The sequence below is a fragment of the Streptomyces ipomoeae 91-03 genome, assembly GCF_000317595.1.
Classification (GTDB): domain Bacteria; phylum Actinomycetota; class Actinomycetes; order Streptomycetales; family Streptomycetaceae; genus Streptomyces; species Streptomyces ipomoeae.
Genome location: NZ_AEJC01000075.1, coordinates 1 through 16,010, shown reverse-complemented (window position 1 = coordinate 16,010; position 16,010 = coordinate 1). Strand labels below are relative to the sequence as shown.

Sequence of the window (16,010 nt, the reverse complement as noted above, 5' to 3'; positions counted from 1 at the left end):
CCTTCCCATGTCCCGGTGCGGATTCCCCCCACGGGATCCGGCCGGGCGTCTGGTGGGCCAGCGCCTGAATCGCTGAGCAGGACGAGCGGAGCTCGTCGTACCACTGTGTGTTGCTGTGCGGTTGTTGTGCGGTTGTGCTGCGGTCTGCCGGGACGCGTACGTACGGGAGGGCCGCTCAAAGCTCCCCGGTGTACGTGCCCCGGCAACGCAATTCCGGGAACGTCCCCCAAGACATCCCCAGATGCCAGTCACGCCCCCCAAGACGCTTCTGACATCGCCAACTTAGACTCACGAACCCCTTCGATGGTTACGTTCACGTCACTGTGATCTGCGTCTCTTGCCATATGTCCTGAAGATGCGCAAGAGGCCCGATACGGCGATCGAGGTACCAGCGTAAGGATGATGCGCGAGCCTTGTGAAGAGCTTATGTGAGGCTCAGTCCGGACTCTAGAGGGACTTTTACCCGACCGTCATGCAAATGCCCTGAGTCGCAAGCTGTTCGTTACCACGAAAACGGATGAAAAGGCCATCGCCGCCCCCGCGATCATCGGGTTCAGCAGCCCGGCGGCGGCCAGTGGCAGCGCCGCCACGTTGTAGCCGAAGGCCCAGGCCAGGTTGCCCTTGATCGTGGCGAGGGTGCGGCGGGACAGCCGGATGGCGTCGGCGGCCACCCGCAGGTCCCCGCGCATCAGCGTCAGGTCGCCCGCCTCGATCGCCGCGTCCGTCCCCGTGCCCATGGCGAGGCCCAGGTCGGCGGCGGCCAGCGCGGCGGCGTCGTTGACCCCGTCCCCGACCATCGCGACCGTACGGCCCTCGCGCTGGAGCCGTCGTACGACGTCGACCTTGCCCTCGGGCAGCACCTCGGCGATCACGTCCTCGGGGGCGACGCCGACCGCCGCGGCCACGGAACGGGCCACCCGCTCGTTGTCGCCGGTCAGCAGCACCGGGGTGAGGCCCAGCGCCCGCAGCCGCCGTACGGCCTCGGCGCTGGTCTCCTTGATCGCGTCGGCGACCGTGAGGACACCGAGTGCCACTCCGTCGCGGGCGACCACGACCGCCGTGCGCCCCGCGCTCTCGGCGGCCCCCTTGGCGGCCTCCAGGGCCTCGGGGAGCGGTCCGTCGAAGATCCGGCCCACCTGGACGTCGTAGCCCTCCACACGGCCGCGTACGCCCCTCCCGGGCACGTTCTCGAAGTGCTCGACGGGCGGCAGCGCGCCGACGCGTTCCTCGGCGCCCGTGGCGATCGCCCGCGCGACCGGGTGCTCGGAGGCGTGCTCGATGGCGCCCGCGAGCCGCAGTACGTCCTCTTCGAGGACGTCTTCGGTCGCTTCCCGGGTGACGTACACCTCCTGGAGGGTCATCCGGCCGGTGGTGACCGTGCCCGTCTTGTCCAGGACGACGGTGTCGACGCGGCGGGTGGACTCCAGGACCTCCGGGCCCTTGATCAGGATGCCGAGCTGGGCGCCGCGGCCCGTGCCGACCATCAGGGCGGTCGGCGTGGCCAGGCCCAGCGCGCACGGACAGGCGATGATCAGGACCGCGACGGCCGCCGTGAAGGCGGCGGTGGTGTCGTCCGTGACACCGAGCCAGGCGCCGAAGGTGGCCACCGCGACGAGGAGGACGACCGGGACGAACACCGCCGAGATCCGGTCGGCGAGCCGCTGCGCCTCCGCCTTGCCGTTCTGCGCGTCCTCCACCAGCCGCGCCATCCGGGCCGGCTGGGTGTCCGCGCCGACCCGGGTCGCCTCGACGACCAGCCGGCCCCCGGCGTTCACGGTCGCGCCCGTGACGGTGTCCCCCACGGTCACGTCCACCGGCACCGACTCACCGGTCAGCATGGACGCGTCCACGGCGGAGGAGCCCTCGACGACGATCCCGTCCGTGGCCAGCTTCTCTCCGGGGCGTACGACGAAACGGTCGCCCACGGCCAGCTGCCCGACCGGGATCCGCACCTCGCGTCCCGCGCGGAGCACCGACACGTCCTTGGCGCCCAGCCTCATCAGCGCCTTGAGCGCGGCGCCCGCGCGGCGCTTGGAACGGGCCTCCAGACAGCGGCCCAGCAGGATGAACGCGATGACGCCGGCGGCCACCTCGAGGTAGATCGTCGACGAGGCCGCCGTACGCGCTGTGACATCGGTCGCCACCGCTCCGGGCGTGAACGTGAAGCCGTGCCGCATGCCCGGCATGCCCGCGTGCCCCCAGAACAGCGCCCACAGGGACCAGCCGAACGCGGCGAGCGTGCCGAGCGAGACCAGCGTGTCCATCGTGGCCGCGCCGTGCCGGAGGTTGGTGAACGCGGCCCGGTGGAAGGGCAGCCCGCCCCATACGACGACCGGCGCGGCGAGCGTCAGCGACAGCCACTGCCAGTTGTCGAACTGCAGGGCCGGAACCATGGACATGAGGACCACGGGCGTGGCGAGCAGGGCGGAGACGGTGAGGCGCTGCCGGAGGGCGGTGAGCTCGGGGTCCTCCGTGGCGGCCGATTCCGGCGTGGCATCGGCCGGCGTCGCCGTCTCCGGGGGCGCGGGCGGCGGAGGCTCCTCGGCCGTGTAGCCCGTCTTCACCACGGTGGCGATCAGATCGGCGACCTCCATCCCCGCGGGGTAGGTGATCTTCGCCTTCTCCGTCGCGTAGTTCACCGAGGCGGTGACCCCGTCCATGCGGTTGAGCTTCTTCTCGACGCGGGCCGCGCAGGAGGCGCAGGTCATGCCGCCGATGGTCAGCTCGACCCCGGAGACCGGCGCTGTCGGGGCCGGGGCGGTGGTGCCGGACATGTTCCGTACTCCAGAAGTGGATCGAGTGCGGTTCGGCCGCGCTCCGAAGGGGCGCGGGGCTGTCCATGTATGCGCTCCGCCGCGCGGGCGCGACCAGCCACGACGAAGCCGCAGTCGACCGGCGGCACGTCGCGGCGCTCACAGCGGAGCGTTCAGGCCTTGCCGACCAGCTCGAAGCCCGCCTCGTCGACGGCCGCGCGTACGGCCTCCTCGTCGAGCGGGGCGGCCGAGACCACGGTGACCTCGCCGCTGGAGGCGACGGCCTTCACCGAGGAGACGCCGGCGAGCTGCGAGATCTCGCCCGATACGGCGCCTTCGCAGTGCCCGCAGCTCATGCCGCTCACCTTGTAGACGGCGGTGACGGAACCAGGGGTGTCGGTCTGGGCGGTCATGTCGTTGCTCCTCATCGGACGTGTGGGGTGCGAGTAACCTTCAGGAGGCCCAGGTTATACCCCTAGGGGGTATAAGTCCAAGAGGGGTGGGGCGGGCGTCGTGGGGTCGTTCGGTTCAGAGGGGCGGCGTCGAGGTGAGGGTCGCCGGGTCGACGCCGAGTCTGTCGCCCACCAGCGGCTCCAGGTAGCGCAGCAGGACGTTCTTCAGCTCCTGGATGTACGCGTCGCGCTCGGCGCCCTCGTTGGCGAGGATCAGCTCCAGGCCCGCCTTGTACATGGCCACGCACACATGTGCGGTGCGCGTGACGTCGGCGGCGGGTCTGTCGGGCAGGAACGGTGAGAGCAGCCCCTCGACCCGTGCGACCAGTGTCGTGTGCAGGGCGTCGTGTTCGTCGGCGATACGGCCCGGGACGTCCGGTCCGTGCATCAGCGTGAAGAACACCGGGTACTGACAGTTGAAGTCGACGAACCGGTCGACGGCGGCGGCGACGGCCTCCTCCAGCGGGGTCGCCGGGTCGACCGGGGCGAGCGCCTCGCCGTACGTCTCCCGCATCTCGCGCATCAGCCGTTCGCCCAGCTCGATCGCGATCGCTTCCTTGTTCGGGAAGAACTGGTACAGCGTGCCCGGCGAGACACCGGCCTCGCGGGCGATCGCGTTGGTGCTGGCGGCGGTGTAACCGGTCGAGGTGAACACGGACGCCGCGGCTTCGAGGAGTTGGGCGATGCGGCGCTCACCGCGGGCCTGGCGGCGGCGCGGCTGCTCCTTCTCCTGGTTGGTGGGCACGCGGTTATCCCCAGCTTTCCGGACGTGATTGACAAACGCGAGTGGGCGCTCGCATTCTGGTGAAACGCGAGCGATCTCTCGTGTTTGCCAGTCTATGGCTTGGCTCTCCCATGCTGCCCGGCTGCGCACAGCACGGACCAGGGCGAACGCATCAGAGTGCCAGATCGGACTGACGGAACAGAGTGAAGGGGACACCGCACCATGACCGAAGTCAACAGGCCACCCCGAGTGGGCGGCTGGACCCGCTTCGTGACCGCACGTCCCCGCCTGTCCCTGCTCGTCGCCCTGCTGATCACGGCCCTCGCCGTGGTGGCGGGCGGCGATGTCGCCGACCGTCTGGGCAGCGGCGGCTGGGAGGACCCGAAGGCCCAGTCCACGTACGCGACGAAGGCGCTGGAGCGGGAGTTCCCCGACTCCCAGCCGAACTTCCTGCTGCTGGTCGACGCGGGCAGTGCCTCGGTCGACGATCCGGAGGTCGCCGCCGAGGCGAAGCGGCTCACCGAGCGGCTCGCCGCCGAGAACGGCGTGAGGGGCGTCGGCTCCTACTGGCAGTCCGGCGCCCCCACCCTGCGCGCCGAGGACGGCCACGAGGCGCTGATAGCGGCCCGCCTCACGGGCGACGACACGGCCGTGAACAAGACCCTGGACCGCATCGCACCCGAGTACCGCGGCACGCACGGCCCCGTCGAGGTCAAGGTCGGCGGGATCGTCGCCGTGCGCCATGAGATGCAGTCGATCATCCAGGAGGACCTGCTGCGGGCCGAGATGATCGCCCTGCCCGTCACCCTCGTCCTGCTGGTGATGGTCTTCGGCAGCGCGGTGGCCGCCCTGCTGCCCCTCGGCGTGGGCATCGTCGCCATCCTCGGCACCAACGCGATCCTGCGCGGCCTCACGGAGGTCACCGACGTCTCGGTCTTCGCCCTGAACCTGACCACGGCCCTCGGCCTCGGCCTGGCGATCGACTACGCCCTGTTCATAGTCCGCCGCTTCCGCGAGGAACTCTCCACGGGCGCCACCCCGCTCGTCGCGGTGGCCACGACCCTCCGCACCGCCGGCCGCACGGTCCTCTTCTCCGCCCTCACGGTCGCCGTCTCGCTGGCCGCCATGATGGTCTTCCCCCAGTACTTCCTGAAGTCCTTCGCCTACGCCGGCATCGCGGTCGTCCTCCTGGCCGCCGCAGCCGCCCTGATCCTCCTCCCGGCGGCCCTGGTCCTCCTGGGTGACCGGGTCAACGCCCTGGACATGCGCCGCCTGTTCAGGCGCCGGAGGACGGGGAAGGGGGCCGCGTCGGGCACGTCGGGGACATCGGGTGTGCCGGCGGCCTCTCCGGCCTCGGCCGGAGAGGAAGGCGCCGGCTGGGGCCGCATGGCGACCCTCGTCATGCGCCGCGCCCCCTACTTCGCGATCGCCACGACGGCCGGCCTGGTCCTCCTCGGCCTCCCCTTCCTGGGCGTGAAGTTCGGCACGGCGGACGACCGCCAGCTCCCCGCGTCCGCCGAGTCCCATGTGGTCCAGCAGCACATCAGGGAGGGCTTCCCGGGCAGCCCCGGCGGCGGCCTGGAGATACTCGCCGAGGGCCGGGCGACGGAGGCCCAGTACACCGCCTACAAGGAGCGGATCGCCGACCTGCCCGAGGTGCTCCGGGTGGACGGCCCGCTGGTGAAGGGCGACGCGGCGTACTTCACGGTGCAGCCGAAGGGCGAGTCGGTCGACGAGGGCGCCCAACGCCTGGTGGACGACATCCGGGTGACGGACGCCCCCTTCAAGACTTCGGTGACGGGTACGGCGGCGGTTCTGGTGGACACCAAGGCGGCCATAGCGGAAGGCCTCCCCTGGGCCCTCTCCTTCATAGCGATCGTCACCCTCCTCCTGGTCTTCCTCCTCACCGGCAGTGTGCTGATCCCCCTCCAGGCGGTCCTGCTCAACGCGCTCAGCCTCACGGCGATGTTCGGCGCGCTGGTCTGGGTCTTCCAGGACGGCCACCTCTCCGGCGTCCTGGCCTTCACCAGCTCGGGCTCCATAGAGACGACCCTGCCGGTCCTGATGTTCTGCGTGGCCTTCGGTCTCTCCATGGACTACGGCGTCTTCCTGCTCTCCCGCATCAAGGAGGAGTACGACCACACCGGCGACCACACCGCCTCAGTCCGCTTCGGCCTCCAACGCACCGGCGGCCTCATCACCGCAGCCGCCGTGATCCTGGCCGTGGTGATGATCGCCATAGGCACCTCCCGAGTGACCAACACCAAGATGCTCGGCCTGGGCATAGCCCTGGCCGTCCTCATGGACGCCATGATCATCCGCAGCCTCCTGGTCCCGGCGGTCATGCGCCTGACGGGCCGAGCCACATGGTGGGCCCCGGCCCCGCTGAAGAGGTTCCACGACCGTTTCGGCTTGACCGAGGGCGAGCCGACACGAAGGGGAGCGGAGGGCGAGCCGACGCGGGAAGCGTCGGGAGCTGAGGAGGAGTCGACGCGAAGGGGAGCGCCGGAGGCTGAGGGGGCGCTGGACAGCGAGGGGAAGCCGGTCGCCGCTCGGGAGCCAGATGCCGAGGGGGAGCCGCGTGAGTCGGGGGAGCCGAAAGGCGAGGCTGAGCCGAACGAGCCTGAGCCTGTTCCCAGCCGATCCGGCGCGTAGAAAACGGGCCCGAGCCCGTTCTGCAAGCCGCGCCGCACAAGCAACCGCGCCCCTCAGAAGGGCCGCAGGCCCCAAAGGGGGGCGGGGCTGTGTCGATGTGCGGCTCCGCCGCGTGGACGTGACCAGCCCCACACAACCCGCACCAGCCCGCCCGCCAAAGGCCCCCGCCCGCCGAAGGCTCCCGCCCGCCGAAGGCCCCCACTCTCACCGATCGACCGATCGACCCACCCACCCCAAGCGCCCCACCCCACCCAACCCCAGCGTTCCCGCCCCGGCGCCCAGAGGACGGCCGGGGTCGAAGGGGCGGAGCCCCTGGCCAGGGGACGGGTAGGGGCGGCGGGGGCGAGGAAAGCGCGTGTCGCCACCGGAGTGAAATGCTGGCCGGAGGTCGGGCCGGGCCGCCCGGGGACGGCCCGGCGGTCCCGGCCGACCGGCGGACCCCGATCGAAAGGTGACGTACATGCGCGCGGTGGTGTTCGAGAGGTTCGGGCAGCCGGCCGAAGTGAGGGACGTGCCGGACCCCGAACCGGCGGAGCACGGCGTAGTCGTACGGGTCGAGGCAACGGGCCTGTGCCGAAGCGACTGGCACGGCTGGACAGGCCACGACCCGGACATCACGCTCCCGCACGTACCGGGCCACGAACTCGCCGGAGTCGTGGAGTCGGTCGGCACCAGGGTGACCGCCTGGCACCCCGGCGACCGGGTCACCGTCCCGTTCGTGTGCGCCTGCGGAAGCTGCGCGGCCTGCGCCGCAGGCGACCAGCAGGTGTGCGAGCGCCAGACCCAGCCGGGTTTCACGCACTGGGGTTCGTTCGCCCAGTACGTGGCACTGGACCACGCCGACGTGAACCTGGTGGCCCTGCCGGAGGAACTGTCGTACGGCACGGCGGCGGCACTGGGCTGCCGCTTCGCCACGGCGTTCCGCGCGGTCGTGGCACAGGGCCGCGTCAAGGCGGGCGAATGGGTGGCGGTGCACGGCTGCGGTGGAGTGGGCCTGTCGGCGGTGATGATCGCGGCGGCCTCGGGTGCCCGAGTGATCGCCGTCGACGTCTCGCCCCAGGCCCTGGACCTGGCCCGGAAGTTCGGCGCGGCCCAGTGCCTGGACGCGTCCGGCGTCCCGGACACGGCCGAGGCGATACGCGATCTCACCGGCGGCGGCGCCCACCTCTCCCTGGACGCCCTGGGCTCCCCGGCGACCTGCGCGGCCTCGGTCAACTCCCTGCGCCGCAGAGGCCGCCACATCCAGGTCGGACTGCTCCCCTCCCCGGACGGCACGACCCCCGTCCCCATGGCCCGCGCGGTCGCCCTGGAACTCGAACTCCTGGGCAGCCACGGCATGCAGGCGCACGCCTATCCGGAGATGCTGGAGGCGGTCCGGGCGGGCATCCTGCGCCCCGACCTCCTGGTCACCTCGACGATCACACTCGACGCCACGCCAGCCGCTCTCACCGCGATGGGCACGGCACCCGGCAGCGGGGTGACGGTCATCGAACCGTGGAGCTGACCGGATCGGCCTCGGGCCGTCCCCCAAGGGCGGCCCACTCCGGGGCGAGGATCGACATCCGTACGGCGTCGATCCACTCGCCGTGCGGCCTCGCCGCGTGGGCACGGCCGGCCACGACGAACCCGCAACCCGAAACAGCCCCGCGCCCCAACAGCCCCGCGCCCCAACGGCGCCGCGCCCCAACGGCGCCGCGCCCCAACAGCCCCGCGCCCCAACGGCGCCGCGCCCCAACAGCCCCGCGCCCCAACGGCGCCGAACGCCTCAACCCAGCGGAGCGATCACGCCCCGCAGGACCGCAGGAACGCCCGAGTCCGCTGAGCGATCGGCAGCGGCTTGTCCGGCTCGCAGGGATACATGTCCTGCTCGACGATCGCGAACAGGTCGACGTCCAGCTTCTGCGCGGCGGCCAGCACCGGCTCCAGCGCCGGCACGCCCGCCGGCGGCTCGCACATGACGCCCTTGGCCACGGCCGGCCCGAAGGGAATCTCGTTGGCGCGGACCTCGGCGAGGATCTCGGGGTCGACCTGCTTGAGGTGCAGGTATCCGATGCGCTCACCGTAGGTCTCGATCAGCTTGACGCTGTCGCCGCCGCAGTAGGCGTAGTGCCCGGTGTCGAGACAGAGCGAGACGACCGACGAGTCCGTGCCGTCCAGGAACCGGACGACGTTCTCCTCGCTGTCGATGTGGGTGTCCGCGTGCGGGTGGACGACGATCTGCAGCCCGTACCGCTCGCGCACCTCCCGCCCGAGCCGCTCGGTCAGTTGGGTGAGGTGGCGCCACTGCTCGACCGTCAGTTCGCTCGGCTCCAGCACCTTGCCCGTCTTGTCGTCCCGCCAGAAGGACGGGATGACGACGAGATGCTTGGCACCCATGGCCTGGGCGAGCACCGCGTTGTCGGCCACGTGCGCCCAGGTCTTCTCCCAGACGTCGGGGCCGTGGTGCAGCCCGGTGAAGACCGTGCCGGCCGACACCTTCAGGCCACGCTTGGCCGTCTCTTCGGTGAGGACCGCCGGGTCGGTCGGCAGATAGCCGTACGGGCCCAGCTCGATCCACTCGTATCCGGACTCGGCGACCTCGTCGAGGAAGCGCTGCCAGGGGACCTGCTGAGGGTCATCGGGGAACCACACGCCCCAGGAGTCGGGCGCCGAGCCGATCCTGATGCGGGAGAGTGAGGACTGAGGTGACAACGACGTCATGGGCGTCAGCTTCAGGCCCGAGCCGAAGGGTGTCAATAGGTAGTCCGAATGTCTGGACAAAACATTGACAGGGTCGCTCCGACAGAGCTAGACCTTGACGCAACCGGAGCGTGAAGGGAACTCGATGGCGTACGACCTGATCACCATGGGGCGGATCGGTGTGGACCTCTACCCGCTGCAGACGGGGGTCCCGCTGTCGCAAGTGACGTCCTTCGGGAAGTTCCTCGGTGGCTCGGCGACGAATGTGGCGGTGGCCGCGTCCCGTCTCGGCCGCAGCACCGCCGTCATCACCCGTACGGGTGAGGATCCCTTCGGTGAGTACCTTCACCAGGCACTGCGCGACTTCGGCGTCGACGACCGCTGGGTGACCCCGGTCCCCGGTCTGCCGACGCCGGTCACGTTCTGCGAGGTGTTCCCGCCGGACGACTTCCCGCTGTACTTCTACCGCCGCCCCAAGGCACCGGACCTGGAGATCGACGCCCACGAGCTGGACCTCGACGCCATCCGCGACACCCGCGTCTTCTGGGTGACCGGCACCGGCCTGAGCGAGGAGCCCAGCCGTACCGCGACGCTGGCGGCCCTCGCCCACCGCGCCAAGGCCGGGACGACGGTGTTCGACCTCGACTGGCGCCCCATGTTTTGGACGGACCCGGCCGAGGCCCGCCCGTTCTACGAGGAGGCCCTGCGCCACACGACGGTCGCCGTCGGCAACCTGGACGAGGTGGAGGTCGCCACGGGCGTACGCGAACCGCATGCCGCCGCCCGCGCGCTCCTCGACGCCGGGGTCGAACTCGCCGTCGTCAAGCAGGGCCCCAAGGGCGTCCTGGCCGTGCACCGCGACGGCACGACGGCCGAGGTGCCCCCTCTTCCCGTGAACGTCCTCAACGGCCTCGGCGCCGGCGACGCCTTCGGCGGCTCCCTCTGTCACGGCCTGCTCGAAGGCTGGGACCTGGAGAAGACCATGCGGAACGCCAACGCGGCCGGCGCCATCGTCGCCTCCCGTCTGGAGTGCTCCTCGGCGATGCCCACGGCCGCCGAGATCGAGGCCGCCGTCAAGGCAGGGGCAGTCCTGTGACCGCCACCGAGCCCGGCCGCCCTGCCCCCGCCGAGTCCGAGTCCGCGAGCCCCGCCGCCACCGAGCCCGGGAGCCGTACGGCCGCCGCCGAGCCCGGCCGCCCCGGCCTCCCCACAGCCGTCACCCCACCGGTCCCCGGCCCTCTCACCCCCATCGACATCTCCGCCCTCATCCGCACCCGGGTCCACCACCCCGAAGCGGTCGCCGAGGCCGCCGCCCGCCGTATCCGGCGCCCCCTGATCGGTGACTCCGGGCGGCTGATGATCGTCGCCGCCGACCACCCCGCCCGCGGTGCCCTCGCCGTGGGCGACCGGAAGCTCGCCATGGCGAACCGGGCCGACCTCCTCGAACGGCTGTGCCTGGCGCTGTCCCGCCCCGGTGTGGACGGTGTGCTCGCGACCGCCGACATCCTGGACGACCTGCTGCTCCTCGGCGCGCTCGACAACAAGGTCGTGATGGGCTCGATGAACCGCGGCGGTCTCGCCGGCGCCTCCTTCGAACTCGACGACCGCTTCACCGGCCACCGCCCCGAGGACATCGAGCGCCTCGGCTTCGACGCCGGCAAGCTCCTCCTCCGGATCGACTACGCCGACCCGGGCTCCCTCAACACCCTGGAGTCCACCGCGCGTGCCGTGGACGCCATGGCCGAGCGCCGGCTCCCGGTGTTCGTCGAGCCGTTCCTCAGCCGCCGGGACCCCGCGACCGGCAAGGTCCGCAACGACCTGAGCGCCGACGCGGTCACCAAGTCGATCGCCATAGCGGCCGGGCTCGGCGGCAGTTCGGCGTACACCTGGCTGAAGGTGCCCGTCACCGAGAACCCGGACGACATGGCCCGCGTGATGGAGACCGCGACGCTGCCCGCCGTACTGCTCGGCGGCGAGGTCGGCGACGACCAGGAGGGCGCGTACGAGAAGTGGCGGGGCGCGCTGCAACTCCCCACCGTGCAGGGCCTGGTGGTCGGCCGTTCACTGCTCTACCCGGCGGACGACGACGTGGCCGCCGCCGTGGACACCGCCGTAGGACTGTTGTGAGGGCCGCATGACACACAAGACCGAGCTGTACGTCCCCAAGGGGGCGACCGCGGGCGCGGAGTACGCCGTCGACATCGACCCGAAGCGGGCCGGCTGGACCCACAGCAGTCTGCGGATCGTCGAACTCCAGCCCGGTGGAACGCATTCCTTCACCACCGGTGACAGTGAGTGGATCGTGCTGTCCCTCAACGGCGCCTGTACGGTTCAGGTATCGGATGAATCGGGCACAGCGGATCAATCCGCCGCATCCGCCGCCGGTGGGACCGCCGAGTTCGAAATCCTGGGCCGGGAGAGCGTGTTCACCGGAGTCTCCGACTTCGTGTACGCGCCCCGTGACGCCCGGGTACAGATCGCCTCCGGCGCGGGAGGCCGCTTCGCTTTGGCAGGAGCGAGGTGCGAGCGACGACTCCCCGCTCGTTACGGCCCCGCGTCGGAGGTCCCCGTCGAGGATCGCGGCAGCGGCAACTGCGCCCGCCAGGTGCGCAACTTCGCCTCCGCCGACGCCTTCGAGTGCGACAAGCTCATCACCGTCGAGGTCATCACCCCCGGTGGCAACTGGTCCTCGTACCCGCCGCACAAGCACGACGAGAACCGGCCGGGGGAGGAGACCGAGCTCGAAGAGATCTACTACTTCGAGATCGACGGCCCGAACGGCTTCGGATACCAGCGGGTGTCCCCCTCCCGCGAGGGCGGCTCCGACGTGCTCGCCGAGGTCCGCTCCGGTGACGCCGTCCTCGTGCCCGACGGCTGGCACGGGCCGTCCATCGCGCAGCCCGGCCACACCATGTACTACCTGAACGTCATGGCCGGCCCGGGCCCCGAGCGCCAGTGGCGGATCTGCTTCCACCCCGATCACACGGAGGGTTACCGATGACCACCGGGACCTCGACGAAGACCACGAGGCTCACGGTCGCCCAGGCGCTCGTGCGCTTCCTCGCCGCCCAGTACACCGAACGCGACGGCGAGCGGCAGCGGCTGATCAGCGCCACCTGGGGCATCTTCGGCCACGGCAACGTCGCCGGGCTCGGGCAGGCGCTGATCGAGTACGCCGACGACATGCCGTACCTCCAGGGCCGCAACGAACAGTCGATGGTGCACGCGGCCGTGGGCTATGCCCGACAGTCGGGCCGGCTGTCCACGCACGCCGTGACGACGTCCATCGGCCCCGGCGCCACCAACCTCGTCACCGGCGCCGCCCTCGCCACCATCAACCACCTCCCGGTGCTGCTGCTCCCGGGCGACATCTTCGCCACCCGGCCCGCGGACCCGGTCCTCCAGCAGCTCGAAGTCCCGTACGCGGGCGATGTGTCGGTCAACGACTGTCTGCGCCCGGTGTCGAAGTACTTCGACCGGATCACCCGCCCCGAGGCGCTGATCCCGGCCGCGCTGCAGGCGATGCGCGTGCTCACCGACCCCGTGGACACGGGCGCGGTCACGCTCGCGCTCCCGCAGGACGTGCAGGCGGAGGCGTACGACTGGCCGGAGGAGTTCTTCGCCGAGCGGACCTGGACCGTACGCCGCCCGGCGGCCGACCCGGCCGAACTGACCGCCGCCATCACGGCGATCCGCGAGGCCCGCCGTCCCCTCATCGTCGCCGGCGGCGGTGTCCACCACGCCCGCGCGGAGGAGGCGCTGGCCGAACTCGCCGACGCCACCGGCATCCCCGTGTCGTCGACGCAGGCCGGCAAGGGCTCCCTGCGCCACGACCACCCGCAGGACGTCGGCGCCATCGGCCACACCGGCACCGCGACCGCCAACGAACTGGCCCGCACCGCCGACCTGGTGATCGGCGTGGGCACCCGGTACACGGACTTCACCACCGCCTCCGGCACCCTCTTCGCCGGTGAGGGCGTCCGCTTCCTCAACCTCAACATCGCGCCCTACGACGGCCACAAGCTCTCCGGGCTGCCGCTGATCGCCGACGCGCGCACGGGACTCGAAGCGCTCACCGAAGCCCTGGCCCTGCACGAGCACCGGGTCGCGGACGCGTACGTCAGCGAGTACGCGGAGGACAAGCAGCGCTGGGAGCACCGCGTCGACGCCTGCTACGAGGCCGACGAGCCGGACACCCGGCCCACCCAGGCCCAGGTCCTCGGCCTCCTGGACGAGCTCGTCGACGAGTCCGACATCATCATCAACGCGGCCGGCTCCCTCCCGGGCGACCTGCACAAACTGTGGCGGGCGCGGTCGCGGGACCAGTACCACCTGGAGTACGGCTACTCGTGCATGGGGTACGAGATCCCGGCCGCGATCGGTGTCCGGATGGCCGCCCCCGGGCGCCCGGTGTGGGCGCTGGTCGGCGACGGCACGTATCTGATGATGCCGACCGAGATCGTCACGGCGGTGCAGGAGAACGTGCCGATCAAGGTGCTGCTCATCCAGAACCACGGGTACGCGTCGATCGGCGGTCTGTCCCAGGAGACCGGCGGCGAGCGGTTCGGCACCGCCTATCGCTTCCGCTCGGACGACGGTACGTTCACGGGCGCCCCGCTGCCCGTCGATCTCGCCGCCAACGCGGCCAGCCTCGGCATGCGTGTGCTGCGCGCCAAGACCGTACGCGAGCTGCGCGCGGCCCTCGCCGAGGCGCGGGCCGCAGACACCCCCACTTGTGTCTACGTGGAGACCGAAACGGCAGACACAGTGTCGGGCCCGCCTCCCGCGCAGGCCTGGTGGGATGTTCCTGTGGCCGAGACCGCGACCCGCTCGTCGGCGGTCAAGGCCCGCGAGGAGTACGACCGGCACGTCTCCACCCGACGCCGCCATCTTTGAGAAGGAGCTTTCGGCAATGACGAAGATCGTCAACCACTGGATCGGCGGCAAGACCGTCGAAGGCGCGTCGGGTACGTTCGGGCCGGTCACGGACCCGGCGACCGGCGCGGTCACCACCAAGGTCGCCTTCGCGACCGTGGACGAGGTGGACGCGGCCGTCGCGACCGCCAAGGAGGCGTACCTCACCTGGGGCCAGTCCTCGCTGGCCCAGCGCACCGCGATCCTGTTCAAGTTCCGCGCGCTGCTCGACGCCAACCGTGACGCGATCGCCGAGCTGATCACCGCCGAGCACGGCAAGGTGCACAGCGACGCGCTCGGCGAGGTCGCGCGCGGCCTGGAGATCGTCGACCTGGCCTGTGGCATCAACGTCCAGCTGAAGGGCGAGCTGTCCACGCAGGTCGCCAGCCGTGTGGACGTCTCCTCCATCCGTCAGCCACTGGGTGTCGTCGCGGGCATCACGCCGTTCAACTTCCCGGCGATGGTCCCGATGTGGATGTTCCCGATCGCCATCGCGTGCGGCAACACGTTCGTGCTGAAGCCGTCCGAGAAGGACCCGTCGGCATCCCTCAAGATCGCCGAACTGCTGTCCGAGGCGGGCCTGCCCGACGGTGTCTTCAACGTCGTCCACGGCGACAAGGTGGCGGTGGACCGCCTCCTGGAGCACCCGGATGTGAAGGCGGTGTCGTTCGTCGGCTCGACCCCGATCGCCCGCTACATCCACACCACCGCCTCCGCGAACGGCAAGCGCGTACAGGCCCTCGGCGGCGCCAAGAACCACATGCTGGTCCTGCCCGACGCCGACCTGGACGCGGCGGCGGACGCGGCGGTCTCGGCGGCCTACGGCTCGGCGGGCGAGCGCTGCATGGCGGTCTCGGCGGTCGTGGCCGTCGGCTCCATCGGCGACGAGCTGGTCGACAAGATCCGCGAGCGCGCCGAGAAGATCAAGATCGGCCCCGGCAACGACCCCACGTCGGAGATGGGCCCCCTGATCACGGCGGCCCACCGCGACAAGGTCGCGTCCTATGTGACGAACGCGGCGGCGGAAGGCGCCGAAGTGATCCTCGACGGCACCGGCTACACGGTCGACGGCTTCGAGAACGGCCACTGGATCGGCATCTCGCTGCTGGACAAGGTGCCCACGTCCGCGAAGGCCTACCAGGACGAGATCTTCGGCCCGGTCCTCTGCGTGCTCCGCGTCGACACGTACGAGGAGGGCATGGCCCTCATCAACAACTCGCCCTTCGGCAACGGCACCGCGATCTTCACCCGTGACGGTGGCGCCGCCCGCCGCTTCCAGCTGGAGGTCGAGGCCGGCATGGTCGGCGTCAACGTCCCGATCCCGGTCCCCGTCGGCTACCACTCCTTCGGCGGCTGGAAGGACTCCCTCTTCGGCGACCACCACATCTACGGCAACGACGGCACCCACTTCTACACCCGGGGCAAGGTCATCACGACCCGCTGGCCGGACCCGTCCGAGGCCCCCACGGGCGTGGACCTGGGCTTCCCCCGCAACCACTGACCACACGTGTGGTGGGGGTCGGTCATCGCCAGCCTGGCGCTCGTCGTCACCGTCGGAGCGCTGGCGTTCCCTGTGTGGTCCTACGCCGACCGGTCGGGTACCGCTCAGGCCAACATGGCGTCCGGTACAGTGAACACCCAGTGGGGGCCGCTGACGGCCGCCGACCGGGATCTGATCGTCAGGGTGCGGCTGGCGGGGCTGTGGGAGCTGCCCGCCCCCGAGGAGGCGATGCAGCGGTCCAGCAGCCCGGCCGTGAAGGAGGCGGCGGACCATCTGATCGTCCGTCACAAGGACCTCGACAAGCGGGTGCGGACTGTGGCGAGCCAGCTCGG

General features: G+C 71.0%; 11 protein-coding genes and 1 pseudogene. 8 read left to right on the top strand and 4 right to left on the bottom strand.

The genetic code is table 11. The features are described from left to right. Nucleotides 1-470: 470 nt before the first annotated feature. The 3 genes from STRIP9103_RS04725 to STRIP9103_RS04715 form a co-directional block, all read right to left on the bottom strand. Nucleotides 471-2,774, bottom strand: coding sequence for a heavy metal translocating P-type ATPase (locus STRIP9103_RS04725; RefSeq protein ID WP_009299206.1), 2,304 nt, complete (start codon nt 2,772-2,774; stop codon nt 471-473). A gap of 152 nt (nt 2,775-2,926) precedes the next feature. Further along, nucleotides 2,927-3,166 carry a heavy-metal-associated domain-containing protein gene (locus tag STRIP9103_RS04720; protein ID WP_009299210.1) on the bottom strand — a complete coding sequence of 80 codons (240 nt, stop codon included), beginning with the start codon at nt 3,164-3,166 and terminating at the stop codon, nt 2,927-2,929. A 115-nt stretch (nt 3,167-3,281) separates the two neighbouring features. Beyond that, the gene (locus STRIP9103_RS04715) at nt 3,282-3,950 is read right to left on the bottom strand and encodes a TetR/AcrR family transcriptional regulator (RefSeq protein WP_009299215.1); all 669 of its coding nucleotides are present in this window, start codon (nt 3,948-3,950) and stop codon (nt 3,282-3,284) included. Nucleotides 3,951-4,151: 201 nt separating this feature from the next. Here STRIP9103_RS04715 and STRIP9103_RS04710 point away from each other — a divergent pair, with 201 nt between their 5' ends. Further along, nucleotides 4,152-6,584 carry an MMPL family transporter gene (locus tag STRIP9103_RS04710; RefSeq protein ID WP_009299208.1) on the top strand — a complete coding sequence of 811 codons (2,433 nt, stop codon included), beginning with the start codon at nt 4,152-4,154 and terminating at the stop codon, nt 6,582-6,584. A 460-nt stretch (nt 6,585-7,044) separates the two neighbouring features. Further along, complete coding sequence (locus tag STRIP9103_RS04705) at nt 7,045-8,088, top strand: zinc-dependent alcohol dehydrogenase family protein (RefSeq protein WP_009299201.1); 1,044 nt, start codon at nt 7,045-7,047, stop codon at nt 8,086-8,088. 278 nt (nt 8,089-8,366) lie between these two features. On the opposite strand, the gene STRIP9103_RS04700 is transcribed toward STRIP9103_RS04705, so the two are convergent. Beyond that, nucleotides 8,367-9,284 carry a sugar phosphate isomerase/epimerase family protein gene (locus tag STRIP9103_RS04700; RefSeq protein WP_009299202.1) on the bottom strand — a complete coding sequence of 306 codons (918 nt, stop codon included), beginning with the start codon at nt 9,282-9,284 and terminating at the stop codon, nt 8,367-8,369. 124 nt (nt 9,285-9,408) lie between these two features. Here STRIP9103_RS04700 and iolC point away from each other — a divergent pair, with 124 nt between their 5' ends. From iolC to STRIP9103_RS04670, 6 genes and pseudogenes are all read left to right on the top strand, one after another. Next, nucleotides 9,409-10,359: a 5-dehydro-2-deoxygluconokinase gene (iolC, locus tag STRIP9103_RS04695; RefSeq protein ID WP_009299217.1), complete on the top strand. Its 951-nt coding sequence runs from the start codon at nt 9,409-9,411 to the stop codon at nt 10,357-10,359. Between the two features lie 152 nt (nt 10,360-10,511). Beyond that, on the top strand, nt 10,512-11,390 hold the full coding sequence (locus STRIP9103_RS04690) for a Cgl0159 family (beta/alpha)8-fold protein (protein WP_048819693.1): 879 nt from the start codon (nt 10,512-10,514) through the stop codon (nt 11,388-11,390). A 7-nt stretch (nt 11,391-11,397) separates the two neighbouring features. Beyond that, nucleotides 11,398-12,264, top strand: a complete 867-nt coding sequence (iolB, locus tag STRIP9103_RS04685) for a 5-deoxy-glucuronate isomerase (RefSeq protein WP_009299212.1) — start codon at nt 11,398-11,400, stop codon at nt 12,262-12,264. After that, complete coding sequence (gene iolD / locus STRIP9103_RS04680) at nt 12,261-14,159, top strand: 3D-(3,5/4)-trihydroxycyclohexane-1,2-dione acylhydrolase (decyclizing) (protein ID WP_009299214.1); 1,899 nt, start codon at nt 12,261-12,263, stop codon at nt 14,157-14,159. The genes iolB and iolD overlap by 4 nt, the downstream gene beginning before the upstream one ends. Nucleotides 14,160-14,175: 16 nt before the next feature. Then, nucleotides 14,176-15,678 (top strand): CoA-acylating methylmalonate-semialdehyde dehydrogenase, encoded by a 1,503-nt coding sequence (mmsA, locus tag STRIP9103_RS04675; protein WP_009299204.1) that lies wholly within the window; start codon nt 14,176-14,178, stop codon nt 15,676-15,678. 6 nt (nt 15,679-15,684) lie between these two features. Beyond that, nucleotides 15,685-16,010: pseudogene (locus STRIP9103_RS04670) on the top strand (DUF4142 domain-containing protein); the annotation flags it as partial.

Bases quoted from the DNA above. Each gene is read 5' to 3' on its own strand.
- STRIP9103_RS04725 (WP_009299206.1), bottom strand. From the start codon at position 2,774: ATGTCCGGCACCACCGCCCCGGCCCCGACAGCGCCGGTCTCCGGGGTC.
- STRIP9103_RS04720 (WP_009299210.1), bottom strand. From the start codon at position 3,166: ATGACCGCCCAGACCGACACCCCTGGTTCCGTCACCGCCGTCTACAAG.
- STRIP9103_RS04710 (WP_009299208.1), top strand. From the start codon at position 4,152: ATGACCGAAGTCAACAGGCCACCCCGAGTGGGCGGCTGGACCCGCTTC.
- STRIP9103_RS04705 (WP_009299201.1), top strand. From the start codon at position 7,045: ATGCGCGCGGTGGTGTTCGAGAGGTTCGGGCAGCCGGCCGAAGTGAGG.
- STRIP9103_RS04700 (WP_009299202.1), bottom strand. From the start codon at position 9,284: ATGACGTCGTTGTCACCTCAGTCCTCACTCTCCCGCATCAGGATCGGC.
- iolC (WP_009299217.1), top strand. From the start codon at position 9,409: ATGGCGTACGACCTGATCACCATGGGGCGGATCGGTGTGGACCTCTAC.
- iolB (WP_009299212.1), top strand. From the start codon at position 11,398: ATGACACACAAGACCGAGCTGTACGTCCCCAAGGGGGCGACCGCGGGC.
- iolD (WP_009299214.1), top strand. From the start codon at position 12,261: ATGACCACCGGGACCTCGACGAAGACCACGAGGCTCACGGTCGCCCAG.
- mmsA (WP_009299204.1), top strand. From the start codon at position 14,176: ATGACGAAGATCGTCAACCACTGGATCGGCGGCAAGACCGTCGAAGGC.